Origin of the sequence: Polynucleobacter kasalickyi, from assembly GCF_900176405.1 — a bacterium.
GTDB lineage: Bacteria > Pseudomonadota > Gammaproteobacteria > Burkholderiales > Burkholderiaceae > Polynucleobacter > Polynucleobacter kasalickyi.
On the sequence record NZ_FWXJ01000006.1, the window covers coordinates 136755 to 154952 of the forward strand.

At 40.4% G+C, this 18198-nt stretch carries 15 protein-coding genes; 9 read left to right on the forward strand and 6 right to left on the reverse strand.

All coding sequences use genetic code 11. The features are described 5' to 3' along the window. The first annotated feature begins 12 nt into the window (after positions 1 to 12). From nuoN to B8983_RS07225, 3 genes are all read left to right on the forward strand, one after another. Positions 13 to 1497, forward strand: a complete 1485-nt coding sequence (gene nuoN, locus B8983_RS07215; RefSeq protein WP_084283465.1) for an NADH-quinone oxidoreductase subunit NuoN — start codon at positions 13 to 15, stop codon at positions 1495 to 1497. Next, entirely contained in the window at positions 1497 to 2096 is a 600-nt protein-coding gene (locus tag B8983_RS07220) for an NUDIX domain-containing protein (RefSeq protein ID WP_084283466.1), read from the forward strand. Before nuoN ends, B8983_RS07220 begins: the two co-directional genes overlap by 1 nt. Positions 2097 to 2215: 119 nt before the next feature. Beyond that, positions 2216 to 2722: a DUF1178 family protein gene (locus B8983_RS07225; RefSeq protein WP_084283467.1), complete on the forward strand. Its 507-nt coding sequence runs from the start codon at positions 2216 to 2218 to the stop codon at positions 2720 to 2722. Positions 2723 to 2798: 76 nt separating this feature from the next. On the opposite strand, the gene B8983_RS07230 is transcribed toward B8983_RS07225, so the two are convergent. Then, on the reverse strand, positions 2799 to 4316 hold the full coding sequence (locus tag B8983_RS07230) for a CoA-acylating methylmalonate-semialdehyde dehydrogenase (protein ID WP_084283468.1): 1518 nt from the start codon (positions 4314 to 4316) through the stop codon (positions 2799 to 2801). A gap of 137 nt (positions 4317 to 4453) precedes the next feature. Here B8983_RS07230 and B8983_RS07235 point away from each other — a divergent pair, with 137 nt between their 5' ends. The 3 genes from B8983_RS07235 to B8983_RS07245 are packed head-to-tail and all read left to right on the forward strand — an operon-like array spanning position 4454 to position 7217. Then, on the forward strand, positions 4454 to 5107 hold the full coding sequence (locus B8983_RS07235) for a SprT-like domain-containing protein (protein WP_084283469.1): 654 nt from the start codon (positions 4454 to 4456) through the stop codon (positions 5105 to 5107). Between the two features lie 2 nt (positions 5108 to 5109). Then, positions 5110 to 6186, forward strand: a complete 1077-nt coding sequence (locus B8983_RS07240; protein WP_084283470.1) for a tartrate dehydrogenase — start codon at positions 5110 to 5112, stop codon at positions 6184 to 6186. Positions 6187 to 6197: 11 nt separating this feature from the next. Then, a complete protein-coding gene (locus B8983_RS07245; RefSeq protein ID WP_084283471.1) occupies positions 6198 to 7217 on the forward strand; it encodes an LLM class flavin-dependent oxidoreductase in 1020 nt (339 codons plus the stop codon). Between the two features lie 69 nt (positions 7218 to 7286). Here B8983_RS07245 and B8983_RS14185 read toward each other — a convergent pair whose 3' ends face one another. Continuing rightward, positions 7287 to 7754, reverse strand: coding sequence for a glycine zipper 2TM domain-containing protein (locus B8983_RS14185; protein WP_084283472.1), 468 nt, complete (start codon positions 7752 to 7754; stop codon positions 7287 to 7289). Positions 7755 to 7832: 78 nt separating this feature from the next. Then, a complete protein-coding gene (locus tag B8983_RS07255; RefSeq protein ID WP_084283473.1) occupies positions 7833 to 8681 on the reverse strand; it encodes a class I SAM-dependent methyltransferase in 849 nt (282 codons plus the stop codon). A 145-nt stretch (positions 8682 to 8826) separates the two neighbouring features. On the opposite strand from B8983_RS07255, the gene B8983_RS07260 reads away from it, so the two are divergent. The 3 genes from B8983_RS07260 to B8983_RS07270 are packed head-to-tail and all read left to right on the forward strand — an operon-like array spanning position 8827 to position 12957. Next, positions 8827 to 10263 (forward strand): efflux transporter outer membrane subunit, encoded by a 1437-nt coding sequence (locus B8983_RS07260; protein ID WP_084283474.1) that lies wholly within the window; start codon positions 8827 to 8829, stop codon positions 10261 to 10263. Positions 10264 to 10282: 19 nt separating this feature from the next. Continuing rightward, positions 10283 to 11392, forward strand: coding sequence for an HlyD family secretion protein (locus tag B8983_RS07265; protein WP_084283475.1), 1110 nt, complete (start codon positions 10283 to 10285; stop codon positions 11390 to 11392). 11 nt (positions 11393 to 11403) lie between these two features. Next, positions 11404 to 12957: a DHA2 family efflux MFS transporter permease subunit gene (locus tag B8983_RS07270; RefSeq protein ID WP_159460844.1), complete on the forward strand. Its 1554-nt coding sequence runs from the start codon at positions 11404 to 11406 to the stop codon at positions 12955 to 12957. Between the two features lie 28 nt (positions 12958 to 12985). On the opposite strand, the gene dnaQ is transcribed toward B8983_RS07270, so the two are convergent. The 3 genes from dnaQ to B8983_RS07285 form a co-directional block, all read right to left on the reverse strand. Next, positions 12986 to 13684 carry a DNA polymerase III subunit epsilon gene (gene dnaQ, locus B8983_RS07275; RefSeq protein WP_084283477.1) on the reverse strand — a complete coding sequence of 233 codons (699 nt, stop codon included), beginning with the start codon at positions 13682 to 13684 and terminating at the stop codon, positions 12986 to 12988. 79 nt (positions 13685 to 13763) lie between these two features. Further along, entirely contained in the window at positions 13764 to 16865 is a 3102-nt protein-coding gene (locus tag B8983_RS07280; RefSeq protein ID WP_084283478.1) for an efflux RND transporter permease subunit, read from the reverse strand. A 95-nt stretch (positions 16866 to 16960) separates the two neighbouring features. Then, positions 16961 to 18145 (reverse strand): efflux RND transporter periplasmic adaptor subunit, encoded by a 1185-nt coding sequence (locus tag B8983_RS07285; protein ID WP_084283479.1) that lies wholly within the window; start codon positions 18143 to 18145, stop codon positions 16961 to 16963. Positions 18146 to 18198: the final 53 nt, after the last annotated feature.

Genomic DNA, 18198 nt, shown 5'->3' on the forward strand with positions numbered 1-18198 from the left:
ATTGGAACCAACATGCAAGCTTTAGACCTGATTGAAATACTACCTGAATTACTTTTATTGCTAGTTATTTGTTTTATTTTGCTGGTTACTCCCTTCATGAAAGAAGTAGAGTCAAACGATGAGGATGTCTTTTTTACTCCAAAGGCAGCTTCATTTGCATATCAATTAACTTTACTCACTTTAATCGTATTGGCATTTTGGTTTGGTATTCGTTCATCTGACTTACCCCAGATGATTATGAACGACCTTTATAAAGTTGATCCACTATCTAATGTTCTAAAAAGTGTTTCTTGCATTGCAGTACTCGTCACATTTATTTATTCAAAGCAATATTTAATGGATAGAGATCTATTCAGAACGGACTTTATTGCTCTCGCATTACTTGCCCTTTTGGGACAGTTTGTGATGATTTCCGGCTCCAACATGTTAACTCTCTACTTGGGGATTGAGTTATTGGCATTATCAACCTATACATTAACGGCCATGCGCCCCAACTTTCCGAGAGGAATTGAGGCTGGAATGAAGTATTTTATTCTTGGCGCGCTTTCTTCTGGATTTTTACTGTATGGAATGTCGATGATTTATGGAGCCACTGGATCTCTTGGATTAGATGATATTTATCGAGCAACAACTGACGATGGTGTAATGCGTCTTGTGTTGGCTTTTGGCCTGGTTTTTTTACTTGCTGGCCTAGCGTTTAAGTTAGGCGCTGCACCTTTTCATATGTGGGTTCCAGATGTTTATGATGGTGCGCCAACTGCAGTAACATTACTGATTGGTGGAGCTCCAAAAATTGCGGCATTTGCAATAACTTTCAGATTATTAGTTGATGGTTTACAGCCCATTCAATCTGATTGGCAACCCATTTTGATTTTTCTAGCAATTTGTTCTTTAGTGATTGGCAACTTAACCGCGATTGCACAAACAAATATTAAGCGAATGTTAGCTTACTCAACCATTTCACATATGGGTTTCATGCTTTTAGGTTTTATGTCAGTCTTTGATAGTCATGCGTACAGCGCAGCATTTTTATACGCAATCACCTACGTTCTTTCTACGCTCGGTAGTTTTGGACTCTTAATGATCTTGTCTAGAAAAGGTTTTGAGTGCGAAACGATTGAAGATTTAAAAGGTTTAAATAAACGTAGTCCAGTACTTGCTTTCATTATGTTGCTATTAATGTTCTCTTTAGCAGGTATTCCCCCGACAGTCGGTTTCATTGCAAAATTATCCATCCTAGAGGCCTTGGTTGATGCTGGTTACGTGCCACTCGCTCTTTTCGCCGTCTTTGCTTCTTTAATCGGCGCCTTCTATTATTTAAGAGTTGTGAAAACAATGTACTTTGAAGAGCCAGTAGATTTTTCTCCGATTGAGGGTTCTGGTTTTGCACGTGCAGTCCTTACAATCAACGGCTTATTTATTCTTTTTGCCGGTGTTTTCCCTGCAACTTTAACAGCGCTGTGTTTGTCAGCAATGCGCTTAACTATGCAAGGGTAATGTCGGCTCCTCAAAAACCAGTAAAAGTCTTTTCTGAATTACCAGAAAATGATGAACACTTAAAAGAACATACCCTTGATAGCAATTTAGCCTATGAGGGGTTATTTCTTAAACTGTATCGCGATGAAGTCCAATTGCCGAATGGGAAAATTGCGAATCGTGAATATATTAAACACCCAGGTGCAGTCGCGATTGTGCCACTTTTTAATGATCACTCTGTCTTATTAGAGAGACAGTTTCGCTATCCGTTGAATAGGGCAATTTTAGAAATCCCCGCTGGAAAATTGGAGTTTGGTGAAGATCCTTTAGAGTGTGCCAAAAGAGAATTAAAAGAAGAAACAGGATTTGAGGCAAGCGAATGGGTTTTTCTAGGGAAAATTCACCCAGTTATTTCTTATTCGACTGAATTTATTGATATTTATCTAGCGAAAGGTTTAATCCAAGGCTCAGCAAAGTTAGATGAGGAAGAGTTTTTGGACACTTTTAACGCTACTATGGAAGAAATCAGCGAGTGGATTAAGGTTGGCGTCATCACGGATGTAAAGACAATTATTTCGCATTATTGGTTAAAAGATTATTTGTCAAAGTTATCAAGCTAATCCAATGTTCATTATCTGAACAATCTAATTTTTTTAATGAATTGTTAGTCTCCATCATAAATCGGTCATAATCTATTAAACATACTTGAAATTACATTTTTCAGCCCCATATACAAAGAATGAAAGTTTATAACCTAGCTTGCCCATTAAGTCATCATTTCGAAGGTTGGTTTCGATCTGAGGATGATTTTTTTGCGCAACAAGAAAAATCAATCTTATCTTGTCCTGTATGTGAAAGCTCGGACATCACTCGGATGCCATCTGCGCCCTATTTGGGGACCAAGAAATCTAATGCCACAGAGCAGGGCTCAGAAAAAGAGAACCAACCTCCAGCAAAGAGTGGGCTTCCTTCAAAAGACGCAATGCACTTGAGTCCAGAACAGAAGCAAGAGTTTCAAGAAAAAATGCAAGCCACAATGCTTTCTGTTGTTCGGGAAATTATGACCAATACAGAGGATGTTGGGGAGTCATTTGCTGAGGAAGCTCGCAAGATTCATTATCAAGAGAGCCCACAAAGAAGTATTCGTGGCGTAGCTACAATAGATGAAGCAGCTGAATTAGTTGATGAAGGTATTGAAGTGTTTTCATTACCAATCCCACCAGCATTAAAAAGTACTTTGCAGTAAAACTACAGGGCGTAAAAAAACCGTTTAATTTAACATTGCGTTGAATTAAACGGTTTTTAACTTCTACTAAAGCAAATTACTTTGCAGTCGGCATCACAAATTCATTTCCTTTTGAAATGCTTTCTGGCCAACGTTGCATGATACTCTTTTGTTTTGTATAGAATCTAACGCCTTCTCTACCATAAGCATGCATATCGCCAAATAGAGATTTTTTCCAACCACCAAAGCCATGCCAAGCCATTGGTACAGGGATTGGAACGTTGATACCAACCATTCCAACCTGAATCCGACGTGCAAATTCACGGGCGATATTTCCATCACTTGTAAAGCAAGAAACGCCATTACCAAATTCATGCGCATTGATTAAATCAACAGCTTCACTGAAAGTAGCGAGTCTCATACAAGACAACACAGGTCCAAAAATTTCTTCTTTGTAAATTTTCATTTCTGGGGTGACATTATCAAATAAAGTACCACCTAACCAGAAACCATTCTCGAATCCAGGCACATTAAATGAACGACCATCGACTAACAAGTTCGCACCTTCCTCAACACCAGCTTGAATGTAACCCGTAATTCTTTGTCTTGCTACATCAGTGACAATTGGACCCATTTCAGCATCAAGTTCCATGCCGTTTTTGATTTTCAGTTGTTTCGTTCTCTCAATTAAGGCAGGCATCACTTTTTCAGCAGCTGAGCCAACTAAAACAGCCACAGAGATTGCCATACAACGCTCTCCAGCAGAACCATATGCAGCGCCAACTAGCGCATCTACTGACTTTTCAATGTCAGCATCAGGCATGATTACCATGTGATTTTTAGCACCACCTAAAGCTTGAACGCGCTTACCAAAGTGAGCACTACGTTCATAAATGTAGTTAGCGATTGGTGTCGATCCAACGAAGCTTAATGCTTTTACATCAGGGTGTTCGATCAAAGCATCTACAGCAACTTTGTCACCTTGAATGACGTTAAACACACCATCAGGCAAGCCAGCTTGCTTAAATAAATCAGCAATTAACATGGCTGCAGAGGGATCAGTTGGGCTAGGTTTTAAAATAAAGGTATTACCAGCAGCGATTGCCATTGGGAACATCCACATTGGAACCATTACTGGAAAGTTAAATGGAGTAATACCAGCTACCACACCTAAAGGCTGACGCATTGTCCAGTTGTCTATATTCGTTGAAACTTGATCGGTATATTCACCTTTCAGAAGTTCAGGGATGCCAGTTGCATACTCGACTACCTCAATACCTCTAACAACTTCACCTTGAGCATCAGTAAACACCTTGCCATGCTCAGCGGTAATAATTGCCGCTAGTTCATTTTGGTGTTCATTGAGCAACTCCAAAAATTTAAACATAATCCTTGCACGGCGCAGAGGAGGGGTGTCTGCCCACTTTGGAAATGCTTTTTGAGCTGCAGCAACAGCACTAGCGACATCGGACGTTGTTGCTAGTGCAACCCTTCTTGCTTTTTGGCCAGTTGCTGGATTAAAAACATCGCTAAAACGCACAGATTCACCGAGCGTTTTTTGACCATTTACATAATGTAGTACATCTTCAGATGCGCTATAAAAAGGTGCTGACATGAAGTCTCCAAAAAAGGGGTTATTTAAATAAATAGTATTTTACAACTCTAGAGAATTTTCGGTATAAATAGATTTTTTTCCTTCAATTATTTTGAATTCAAGCGATAATTAACACCTAAGATAATTTCTCAAATAATATGACTGACACCTATACAAACCGTGAGACTTGGCTTCAACAAGCCGTTGCCATTTTGGAGCCTGTTTTTTCAGAGGTTGGTTATGGAATTCCTCCTTTAAAGGTGTCCTGTGGGTTTGCTGCTTCAAGTAGCCCACGCACAACCTTAGGTCAATGTTGGCCGAGAGAGCGTTCAGGTGATATGGTAAATGAGATTTTTATCTCCCCAAAAATTGAGGACCCAGTCGATGTTTTAGATACCTTGGTCCATGAAATTTGTCACGCAATTGATGATTGTCAAAGTGGTCATGGTGCTGATTTTCAAGGAATTGCCCATGTTGTTGGCCTAGAGGGGCCTGCTCGAATGGCGCATGCGGGAGAGTCTTTAAAAATTCGATTAATGACTTTGAGTAATAAATTAGGTCCTTATCCACATCGTGCATTAAACTTTCCACCACCAAGACCTAGCAATGCTTCAAGAAGTAAAGCGAAATGTCCCACCTGTGGTTACGAAGTTACTTTATTAAAAAAGTGGGCGGATTATGGTGCACCTATTTGTCCAAAAGACACGATTCGGATGGAGCAGGTTGGAGATAATGTAGTAGTTGTTGGTGAATCTGATGAAGATCAGGAAAATAAACAGAAATTGAAGGAAATACGGAGAGCGGTGAGTTAAAAATGACAAATAAACATGAAATTGCAGTTATTCCAGGTGATGGAATTGGTGTTGAGGTAATGCCAGAGGGCTTGAGAGCACTGGATGCTGCTTGTAGAAAATTTAATATTGATCTAACTCTAAATCATTATGACTTTGCGAGTTGCGATTATTATTTAAAACACGGCCAGATGATGCCTGATAATTGGTTTGATACCCTTGTTAAACAAGATGCTATCTTTTTTGGCGCAGTGGGTATGCCTAAGTTGGTTCCTGACCATATTTCATTATGGGGTAGCTTAATTCAATTCCGTAAGCGCTTTGATCAATACGTTAACTTAAGACCCGTTAAATTGATTCCAGGGGTGCCAAGTCCATTAGCGAACAGAAAACCTGGCGATATTGATTTTTATGTCGTCAGAGAAAATACTGAAGGTGAGTATTCAAATGCCGGTGGCATTATGTTCGAGGGAACTGATAGAGAGTTTGCAATTCAAGAAACGATTATGACTAGGGTTGGCGTCGATCGAATTTTAAAATTTGCTTTTGAGCTTGCTAACAAAAGACCTAAAAAACATTTAACGTCTGCTACAAAATCGAATGGTATTTCTATTACCATGCCTTATTGGGATAAGCGTGTAGAAAATATGTCGAAGGATTATCCTGAAATTCTCGTAGATAAATTCCATATCGACATTTTGACGGCTTTCTTTGTGCTCCGTCCCCATCATTTTGATGTGGTGGTGGGTAGTAATTTGTTCGGTGATATTTTGTCCGATTTAGGTCCTGCTTGTACTGGCACGATTGGTATCGCTCCTTCAGGAAATATTAATCCTGAGGGAATATATCCTTCTTTGTTTGAACCAGTTCATGGTTCAGCACCCGATATCGCTGGCAAAGGAATTGCCAATCCAATTGGTCAAATTTGGAGTGCCGCGATGATGCTAGAGCATTTAGGTCACGTGGAAGCTTCCACCGCGATTGTGAATGCATTTGAGAAGGTTTTAGCTGCCGGTCCAGATCACGCGCCTTTGACACCAGATATGGGTGGTAAGGGAACGACTACTGATTTTGGTAAGGTCATTGCCGAAGCCATCTAATTCAAACTGAGATGTTAAAGCACCTTTCCGTTCTCGAACAATCTGCCGCTGTCATGGGGCAGAGTGCTCAACAAACCATCTCTCAAGCTACGCAGCTTGCTATTCACTGTGAGGCTTTAGGATACGAGCGGTTTTGGGTGTCTGAACATCATAGTCACCCCAGCATTGTTGGCACTGCACCAGAAGTGCTGATGGCCCACATCGCTGCCAAGACCCAACGCATTCGTCTTGGTAGTGCTGGTGTGATGTTGCCTCACTATAGTTCTTTAAAAGTCGCAGAGCAGTTTCGAGTCCTAGATGCATTAGCACCTGGTCGGATTGATTTGGGCGTTGGCAGAGCCCCTGGCAGTGATTCTAGGACCGCAATGTTACTGAATCCAGATCCACAATCAGCGGCTCGTTTCCCGACACAAGTTCAAGAATTACAACTTTGGTTAAATGATGAAGACTTTCCGGTAGGTCATCCAGCGCGTGGTGTTCATGCTTATCCAACGGGTACTACTACCCCAGAAGTTTGGATTCTAGGTAGTTCTGATTACGGGGCACAAGTTGCCGCACACTTCGGCTTACCTTATGTATTTGCCCACTTTATTACTGACGGAGTTGGTGCTAAAGAGGCCTTAGATTTATATTTTGAAAATTTCAAACCATCTAAATATCTAGCCGAGCCCAAAGCAATTATTTGCGCATGGTCGCTAACTGCTGATACAGAAGAAAATGCAATCTATGCCTTTAGAAGTAGGGCAAGAAACAAGATTGACCGGAATAAAGGCTTGCTGAAACCAATGCAAGATCCTCAGTATGCATTGGAAGGCCTGAATGACCAAGAGCTCAAAACCTTTGATCGGATGTGTGAAAAAGCCTTAATCGGCAATCCAGAGCAAGTATTAGGTAAGTTGAATAACTTATGCGCAGACCTTAATGTACAAGAAGTGGCAATTATTACCTGGGCTTATGACTTTCAAGTTCGCCTTGATTCCTACCAACATATCGCAAAGATTCATCAGGCAGTCAATCAAGCTACGGCCTAACTGAAGGCTAAAGAATTAGTTCTAAGTTGGATTCTCTGCGCAAGCACCCAATGCTTGAACCCGACTCAGTTATCTCCAACCACGATAATCACGATTTTCTCTATACTCACGATAGTTTTCTGACGAGTGACGATGACCATAGAATCGCCTCTGTTCGTCTCCTCTGTAGCCGTAATTGGGAGCGCGAAACACTGGTGCCGGTTGGTAATAGACCGGTGGAGCATAAGGTTGAGCATAGTAAATGTTGGGCCTTTGTGGTTCGTAATACAAGGGCGGGGCATTGTAAACTTGAGGCGCATAGTGGGCCGTTTGGTAGGTCGGTATCATCTGAGTATTTTGATACTGAGAAGTGGCTAAATTACCAGCAACCGCGCCAATGACCGTCATGGCAATCTTGCCATTACCCTCACCAAATTGTGATCCTACAAGGCCGCCAAGAATTGCACCAATTGGATCTGCATGCACTTGGTGAGTAACACCGATGAAACAAAATGCACTGATAGAAACGACTGTTTTAAAAGCTCGGTTGAATTTCATTTGAAACCCTTTCGCAATGAATGGAAGATTACATACTCATAACGAAAATTGAACCAGTTGAGTTGACGTTCAAGAAAATTAATTAAATCGGGTTACCAGTTCATGCAGTTGAAGCTTATTTAATAGGGTATTCAAATCTTCACGTGCTTTATTCTGCTGTTTTGAATTCAAACCTTTGCTGGCAATGATCAATTCATTTTTCATGGAGTGTTCCCAACCTACTAATTCAGTGACGGTTACTTGATAACCATGCGATTCAAGCTGCAAAGTTCTTAATACATTGGTAATATGACTACCAAACTCTCTACTGTGGATCGGATGACGCCAAATTTGCGCAAGGTAACTATCTTCGCCTTCAATCGATTTCTTTTTTCTTAAAAAGGATGCGACCTCAGCTTGACAGCAGGGAACTAATACCAGATGTTCAACATGTTTTGCTAATGCGAATCGTATTGCATCATCGGTCGCCGTATTACAAGCATGCAATGCAGTGACTATGTCAACTGTCGGTGGAAGATCAGTACTTTGAATTGCCTCATCGGTTGATAAGAGATGAAAGGCCATATTATTAAATTGAAGTTTAAGGGCTAAAGTCTGACAGTAATCGACTAAATCTTTTCGTAGTTCAATCCCAATAATTTCTAGCGGTTTACTTTGCAATTTGCCAATTAAGTCGTAAAGAATAAAACCAAGATAAGATTTGCCAGAACCAAAGTCGATTAACTGAACTGATTCTTTTGTTGCAAAAAGTTCGGTAATGATAGGCTCTATAAACTGCACTAAATGGTAAACCTGTTTTAATTTTCGACGACTATCCTGATTCATTTTTCCATCACGCGTCAAAATATGCAGCTCTTTTAGCAGATCAATGGATTGATGCTCTTTGATTTCGTACTTATCTTGGGTTGATTTGTTTGTAGGTTTCATGTGTTGCACCACTAAGGAGTAAATAAGGATGTTGTTAGTTATTTTGAAGAAAATCCAGCCCGCGATTTACTGAAAGGACATGAAAGTTCTGTTACGATTTAGGGCTGTATGTTCCTTGCGTTTTCCATAAAATAGTAGATTGTTAATGAATCCAAAAAAGTCTCTTTATTATCTCTTAATGATCTTGCTCACACTGAATTTATCAGCTTGTACTGGTTTAATCAGTAAAGAGTCAACTTCGAATATACCTGATCTTGCGACGATCGAATCAAAGTTAGAAATCAGCTCCCAACAGTTAGATGCGAAATGGTGGCAGGCTTTTGGGGATCCGCAATTAAATCGCTTAGTCGAGATGGGCGTAACTAACTCACCAACCTTAAAGGTGGCAAGCGAACGAGTAGCGACAGCTCAGGCCCTGTTAAATTCTAGTCGGTCGGTATTACTCCCACAGATTGGCTTAACAGCTCAGGCAAATCGTCAACAGTTGTCACAAAACTATATTTTTATTCCGGGTGTAATGGATCGGATCGCAAACTATGGATTTGTGGCCGGAACTTTTTCATGGTCTCTTGATATTTGGGGGAAAAATGAAAAACTATTTGAGGCATCAAAATATCGTTTAAAAGGGGCACTTCTAGAGGGTGAGTTAACTCGTTTAAATTTACAAATTGCAATCGTAGCCGCCTATGCTGAGTACGATATCGCTCTCAAAAGTCGAAATTTGATGCAACGAGCGAGTGAGATTCAAAAAGAGTTATTAGCTATTAATATTGAGCGTCAACAAAAGGGTGTGATTGATTCTCTGGTCGTAAATCAAGAGTCCATTGAGTTAGATCGGGCATTTTCACAACTTGCGATAGCCCAATCGATTGTGGATATGTATGCTACCCAACTCGCTATATTGACTGGGAACTCGCCAAGTTGGGTTAGTAATCTAGTGATTCCAAACATTAAATTTCCGAGTAATTCTTTGGTACCTAACCAACAAATTCCCTCGGACCTCATTGCGAGAAGACCAGATTTACAAGCACTACTGAGTCAAGTAATGGCGAGTGGAATAGAGTACTCTGCAGCTCAATTGGATTACTTGCCAAGCTTTGATTTACAAGCGAATTTGGGTTATCAATCTTTTGGGCTAGATCGTTTACTGAGTAGCTCGAGTCAACTTTTTTCGATTGGGCCAGTGATTAATTTGCCAATCTTCAATGGAGGCAGAATCGAGGCAAATATTGCCGCGAAAAAGGCGACGAACAACGAAGCCACTGCCAGATACCATGAAGCTTTATTACAAGCGTTGAAACAATCTGCCGATGGGATTACCAAAGTGAAGTTCGCTACCCAACAAGTGCAATTCCAAAACAAAGCAACAGAAAAGTCACAGCATATTTTTAATCAGCTAGAGTCAAGAAAAAAAGTGGGTTTAATTTCAAACGAGCAACTCTTAAAAAATGAGTTAATGTTGATTGCTCAAAAACAACTTTTAGAGCAAACCAACCTCAATGCCGAAAGTTCCTACCTTTATCTAATTCAAGCTTTGGGTGGAGGATTTAATTCTTCATCAATAAATTACACGACTAAATAAACTTAACTTAAAGAGCCTTATGAATGAAACCAAAGCAGCAATGAATCGAAAAAAATCATTTCAGATTTTCTTTATTCTGTTAACCCTGATTTCTTTGATTTATCTTGCGTATCAATTTTCAATTGGCATGCATTATGAAACAACAGACAATGCCTATGTCAGTGCACCTCAGTTACAGATTAGTTCACAGGTTGAAGGTACTATTTCAGCAGTTTTAGTGGCTGAAACACAAAGTGTCAAGTTGGGTGATACGCTTTATAGAATTGATATGACAGAATCAAAAATTGCCTCTGAAATGGCTGATGCGGACTTAATTAAAGCGGTGAAGAATGTTCGCGCCACCGTTCTAATCGCTGAGCAGCGCAAATTTGATTTTGATCGTGCAAATCAAGACTATCAACGAAGAGTTTCGTTAAAGGGCGCTGCCGCTTATTCTACCGAAGAAATTGAGCATCTCAAGACTCAACTTGAAATCAGCAAAAATCTCTACAATCAAGCATTAGAAAACGCATACGGCATTACTAAATTTGAAAAAATATCTAGTCATCCTGATGTTATCAAAGCCTTGGGTCAGGTAAAAAAGAATTACGTGACTTTATTAAGATCAGAAGTAAAGGCACCGATTGATGCAATTGTTGCCAAAAGAAATGCTCAAGTTGGACAGCGTGTAATGCCAGGAACGGTACTAGCAGGACTGATCCTCAATGACTCAATGTGGGTTGATGCCAATTTTAAAGAAAACCAATTAGCAAATATTCGAATTGGACAACCTGTGGAATTGGAGTCAGATATCTATGGTTCAAAAGTGATCTTTCCAGGTAAGGTCATTGGTTTTTCTCCTGGAACAGGCGCATCCTTAGCGCTGTTACCTGCTCAAAACGCAACAGGTAATTGGGTGAAGGTTGTACAGCGACTTCCAGTTCGCATTCAAATTGATGCTGATACCTTGAAAAAATATCCACTGAAAGTTGGACTTTCGATGGTAGCAAAAGTTGATATTGCTAATCGTGATGGAGTTCCTTTGGCTGCAATGCAACAGAGTGAACTGCTAGCAACCAAAATATTTGAACAGCAATCACTTGATGCTGAGAAACATGCATTAAGCCTTTTTAACAAAGCGAATCAGTAAAGATGACGGAAATGAATCCTTCAATGCCGAAAGGTCATTTGACGGAACCCGAACCGTTGCATGGCATTAAACTCATTCTAGCAACGATTGCTTTAGGTCTAGGCTCATTCATGAATGTGCTAGATATTTCGATTGCGAATGTGGCTTTACCGACCATTGCTGGAGACTTTGCTGTCAGTCCTGCTCAAGGTACTTGGGTCATCACTTCTTATGCTGTTAGTGAAGCTATTATGCTGCCGTTGACAGGGTGGCTATCTAGTCGTTTTGGTGAGATTAAACAATTCATCATAGCGACCTTGTTGTTTACTTTGTTTTCTGTGTTGTGTGGACTGGCATGGTCTTTCCCTGTTCTTTTAATCGGTAGAATATTCCAAGGAATCGTTGGTGCTTCGATGATTCCCCTTTCTCAAGCTTTAATTGTTAAAAGTTTTCCTGTTGAAAAAAGGGGGATGGCACTTGGTATTTGGGCTCTGACAACGATTATTGCTCCGGTTTCAGGTCCCTTAATCGGTGGTTGGTTAACTGACCATTACTCTTGGCGCTGGGTCTTTTATATTAATATTCCGTTTGGCCTCTTATGTACTGGTTTGATCTACTGGTTGATGAAGGGGCGGGACAATGTACCGGTTAAAAAGCCAATTGATGCGATGGGTTTATTACTACTTGCGATTGGCATTGGGTGTTTACAAATCATGCTGGATAAAGGGAATGAATTAGACTGGTTTTCATCCAACTTTATTGTCATTGTTGCCGTCGTCTCTGTGATTAGTTTAATTAGTTTTATTATCTGGGAGTTAGGTGAGGAACATCCGGTAGTTGATTTACGACTATTTAAGATACCCAACTTCTTGATATCTTGCCTTTGTTTATTTATTGGGTCATTTGCTTTTTACATCTTCGTTGTCATTGGACCATTGTGGATGCAAACACAGCTGGGATATACCCCTGTAATTGCTGGTATGGTGATGGCTAGTACGGGTCTGCTCGCAATCTTTGCTGGTCCCTTATTCGGCTCTCAATTACCAAAACTTGGTGCCCGGCGAGTTGCGACCTTTGGCTACATTTGCTTTGCAATCTCGGCAATTTGGAGTGGTTCAATGACGACTGATGTTGACTTTCATTACCTTCAAGCTTCGCGTTGGATTATGGGGTTTGGTATCGCAGGATTTTTTGTGCCTCTTACCGCTATTTCTTTGTCACGGCTTAAAGGCCCACAAATTGCAGCAGGAGCTGGTTTGACCAATTTTTTACGAAATCTTGGCGGTAGTATCGGTACTGCCCTTGGGGTCACGATTTGGCAAAATGATGCAATTCGTAATCACGCAGTACTCAGTGAATCGATCAACCCTACGAATTTACAATTCATGGAGCTGAGTAACTACCTAACTGGCATGGGTCTAGATGAGCCGGCACAGTTACAGTTAGTTGATTTACTCGTGAGCTCTCAAGCTTATATTTTATCGACTAATCATCTTCTAACCCTGTCTGGTTTGATTATGCTGAGTCTCATACCGATTATTTGGTTTGCAAAGCCACCTTTTGCTGCCGGCGGTGGTGGCCACTAAAACTGCTTGTTTGCTACGAGCTTTTGATTCAAACACCCCAAACGGCTGGTTTTTTGTTTTTCTTTTCAATCTCTGCAAGAACTTGTAAATGATCTGCGAGTTCGCTGGCATCAGCCTTAATGATTTTTAAATTTTTTGGTAGTTCAGTTAAAAATTGCATTTGAGCATTACTATCCATGGAATCATCCGATGCTTCCATCCCTAAATCATTTTGGCCACGGGTCATACAAAGATAGACTTCGGCTAGGAGCTCAGCATCCAATAGGGCACCGTGAAAAGTGCGATGATCATTTTTAACTTCAAATCGTTGACACAATGCATCCAGGTTATTTCTCTTGCCAGGAAACATTTGTTGTGCATCTTTTAAAGTATCAATTACGCCAGAAACGATGGAGCTAAAAACAGGGTATCCAGCTTTACGAAATTCCATATCCAAGAAGCCCATATCAAAGGCGGCATTATGAATAATCACTTCAGCATCTTTAGTAAAGGCGATGATATCTTCCGCTAAATCTTTAAAGACAGGCTTATCCGCCAAAAATTCAGCTCTTAGACCGTGAATTCTGGCCGCTTCTTCTGGCATATCACGTTCGGGATTCACATAAAAGTGTAAAGTGTTCCCAGTAAGTCTTCGATTTAGGAGTTCAATACATCCAATTTCGACGAGTCGGTCGCCATTTTTGGGGTTTAAACCAGTAGTTTCGGTGTCAAGGATAATTTGTCGCATCAGTTGATTTTAGCAAACTCTTATTGAAAAAAACAAAGGCCCTAAAGGGCCTTGGTTCATGGGAAGTAAGATCCTGAACTTAATCTGGCATCATTTCCGGCGGTACATTTAAAGGTCCATCACCTGCAAACTTATCTAAATAAATATAAATTACAGGTGTAATGTAGAGGGTGATCACTTGTGAGAAGAGTAATCCACCAACTACAGCGATACCTAATGGTTGTCTGAGTTCAGCGCCAGCACCAAGACCTAATGCAATTGGTAAAGCACCCATCATCGCTGCTAGGGTAGTCATCAGAATCGGTCTAAATCTCACTAAGCAGGCTAATTTGATTGCCTCAGCTGCCGGAAGATTTTGTGTGCGCTTAGCATCTAAGGCGAAGTCAATCATCAAAATCGCGTTTTTCTTGACGATACCAATCAACAGAAGAATACCAATCGTAGCAATAATGGTAAGTTCCATACCAAACAGTTGTAAAAATAGTAAGGCACCAATTGCTGCAGAAGGCAATCCGGCCAAAATGGTTAATGGGTGAATATAACTTTCATATAAAACACCTAACAATAGATAAATTACTAAAACAGCAGCAATTAACAGTATCGCTTGGCCTGCTTGACCATCCTTAAATACCGCGGCATCTCCACCGTAACTCGTAATGATGGAAACTGGTAATTTAATTTCCTTGGTGAAGTTTTCAAGTTTTGTTGTGGCATTACCTAAAGGTACGTCTGGTGCCAAATTAAAGGAAATGGTTACTGCAGGAATTTGACCTTGGTGGTTCACTGCTGTAGGCCCAATAAATCTTTCAAAGGAGGCGATGCCACTGAGAGGTACTAATTTATCGGTAGCTCGGCCTCTTAAATAGATGAAATTTAAATCAGATTCAAATTGCTTATCAGCTGCAGTTACTTCCAAGATCACCTGATACGTATTGACCGGAGTATAAATGGTGGACACTTGTTTTTCACCATAAGCAGAGTAGAGGGCAGTACGAATGTCTTGCATGGTTACACCCGCACTAGCTGCTTTTTCACGGTCGATGTTTACTCGGACATTTAAACCTTTTAACTGCGAGTCACTTGTTACATCTCTAAAGTCTGGGTCTGCTTTCATTTTTGCTTGGACTTTTTCAGACCACTCATTGACCCCTTCGATTCCTACACTTTGAAGAATAAATTGGTAACGGCTTTTACTTTGTTTGCCGCCAAGTTGAAGATTTTGCACTGGACGCATGTAAACGAGTAACCCAGGGATTTTCCTGAAATTTTTCCTCAAGTTTTCGAGCACCAAACTCATTTTCGGACGATCACCTTTAGGTTTCAAGTTGATAAATAATCGTCCAATATTGGTACCTGTACTAGCTCCACCTCCCAATACGGATACGAAAGTATCCACATTCGGGTCTTTCATTACTGAATTTGCTGCTTGGTCTTGAAGAGCTAACATGGCTTCAAATGAAATATCTTCAGAAGCTTCAGTTGTAACAATGATTTGGCCAATATCTTCCTCTGGGAAAAATCCTTTTGGAATGGTCATAAATAATGCAGCAGTCAGGGCAAAAGTACCAAAAGCGGTAAGGAGTACGTAAAAACGATATTTCAGTGCGACATCTAAGGTGCGCGAATACGCATTAAAGATGGCATTAAAAAGGATTTCAAACTTTCTAACAATCCAAACATCCTTTGTTTGATGGTCATGCGATATCTTGGGTAAAAACTTACTACATAACATTGGTACCAAGGTCAAAGAGACAATTGCGGAAACCAAAATCGACAAACTAACTACCACCGCAAATTCCCTAAACAACAAGCCGACTGGCCCTGGCATGAAGAAAATTGGGATGAAAACCGCAACGAGTGAAATGGAGATGGAAATAATCGTAAAACCAACTTCTTTACTACCCGTTAAAGCGGCTTTTAAAGGATGCATTCCTTCTTCGATATGACGAATAATATTTTCAAGTACTACGATAGAGTCATCAACGACCAGTCCCACCGCTAAGGTAATACCTAGTAAGGAAACATTGTCTAGGCTATAACCCATAAAGTACATTAAGAAAAAAGCGCCAATTAATGATACTGGAAGGCTCATTGCAGGAATGAGGGTTGCAGCGGCTTGTTTTAAGAACAAGAAAATCACCAGTACCACTAGCAGGATGGTTAAAGCTAAAGTGAGGTTAACATCATGCAGAGATTCTTTGATTGATCTTGAACGGTCATTTAAAAGGTTGACCTTCAAAGATGCTGGTAATTGTTTTTCAAATTGAGGAATCATGCCTTTAATCGCATCTACAACTTTTACCGTGTTTGCACTCGGTTGTCTCAAAATGGCAATAACAATACTACGCTCATCTTTAAATCTACCTAAACTTCTGACACTCTCGAAAGACTCTGAAACTTCCGCAACATCCTTTAAGCGAATGGGGTTACCACTGCGCTGAGCGATAATTAAATTAGCATAATCACTTGCTTTAACCATCTGCGCATTGGCATAAATGGTCAAAGATTGCCTAGGGCCGTCTAAAACACCGACGGGTGAATTAGAGTTTGCTCTGTTAATCGCAACGTTTAAATCATCCATCGTGAGATTGTTGAGCGCAAGTTTGGCTGGGATCGCTCTTACCCGAACTGCATATCTCTTCGATCCATACACCAACACCTGAGCAACGCCATCAATCGTAGAAAGATTCGGTGAAAGTAGATTCTCAGCATAGTCTGTGATTTGCGCCAAATTCATCGAAGGTGATGTTAATGCTAATAACAACACAGGAGCATCCGCAGGATTTACTTTTCGGTAAGAGGGCGGAATGAGCATTTCGATTGGGAGCCTTTTTTGGGCTCTTAACATCGCTGCTTGCACATCAACCGCTGCTTTATCAATATCACGATTATTATTGAACTCGAGGGTAATACTTGTGTTTGCTAAATAGTTGGTTGAACTAATGACATTAATACCGTCAATGGTTGAGAACTCTTTTTCAAGCGGCAAGGCCACACTAGAAGCCATATTTTCAGGACTGGCACCCGGCAGTGTGGCTGAAACTTGAATCACTGGTGAGTTAAAGCTTGGCAGGGCAGCTACAGGTATTTTCGTATAAGCAATCGCTCCAGCAACTACAGTAGCCAAAGACAGTAGAATTGTCATTACTGGACGTCTAATACATAGTTCAGATATTGTCATTTTAGTATTTCACTTTACACAATTTCATACCGTAGAATCCAGCAAGAGATTTCTACTTGGGTTGTTAAATTTGAAGGTTTAGAGAGTTTAAAGAACTAGTGCGTTGCGGCAGGACCTTCTTTAGATTCTTTTGGCTTATCGTCAGTTTTTCCAGCAGTTGATTCGGTAACTTTTGCACCAGGCCGTAAATTTTGTTTACCTTCGACCACAATTCTTGCGCCCTCGTCGATACCACTAATTGCTGCATAGCCATTTGTTTGCACCAGAATTTTAATTTTCTTCAATGAAACTTTATTCTCATCATCTACCAGATAGACTTGATCACCGCTGGTATTGGAGATGATAGATTGACTTGGAACAACAATAGAGTCTTTGAGTAATTGTGTTTGTAAAGTGACGTTAACAAAGCGTCCAGGAGCAAGCGTGTTGTCAGCATTATCTAAGGTCGCCTTGACTTTGACCGAGCCAATTGAAGTGTCAACTTGGTTATCAACCACAAATACTTTACCTTCTTTTGTTTTGCCATTACCAATGTCAACCTTTACACCCAATCCTGAACTGGCTTTTTGTAATTGAATCAAGCCTGCCATGTAGGATTCAGGAACCATAAATTGCACGTAAATTGGATTTAATTGAGTAACTGTAACCATCGCACCTAAAGTGGTCGTACTGGCTGAGGTTGTCGTTGTTGAGACGACGTTACCTGGTTGAACAAGTTGCCCAACAAAAACGTTAATAACACCAGTTTTTCCAGTAATAGGAGATCTAATGGTGTCGTAACTGAGCACGACTGCCGCAGCATTTGCGGTTGCTTGTGCTGAATTAGCATTGGCTAAGGCTGTATCGACAGTAGCTTGAGAGATGAAATTTTGTTTGAGTAATTCAACCGATCTTTGGTATTGACGCTGCGCATCTTCTGCTAAAGCTTTTGCCTTTTCATAATTTGCTTTATCTGCACGATCATCTAAAGTAAACAAGATATCACCAGCTTTGACATCTTGCCCATCTTTAAAGTGAATCTTTGAAATGATATTGGTGACTTGAGGACGAATATCCACAATATTAGCCGAGACAATATTTCCTGACGTTTCAATAATCACAGGAAAGTCTTTTTTGACTGCTTTCACAGAAACAACTGTTTGGGCACCTTGATTTGATTTTTTTTCTTCTTTAGGAGAGGATAAAAAGAAGGTATAGGTCGCATATCCAATTCCTGCTAGGATAAGCACAGAAAGTCCAATTTTTTTGATATTAAATTTTGATTTAATTGAGTTATTCATGAATTTTTGGTTTCTTACAAATAAATAGGGATAAAAAAACGAAATTAATCAAT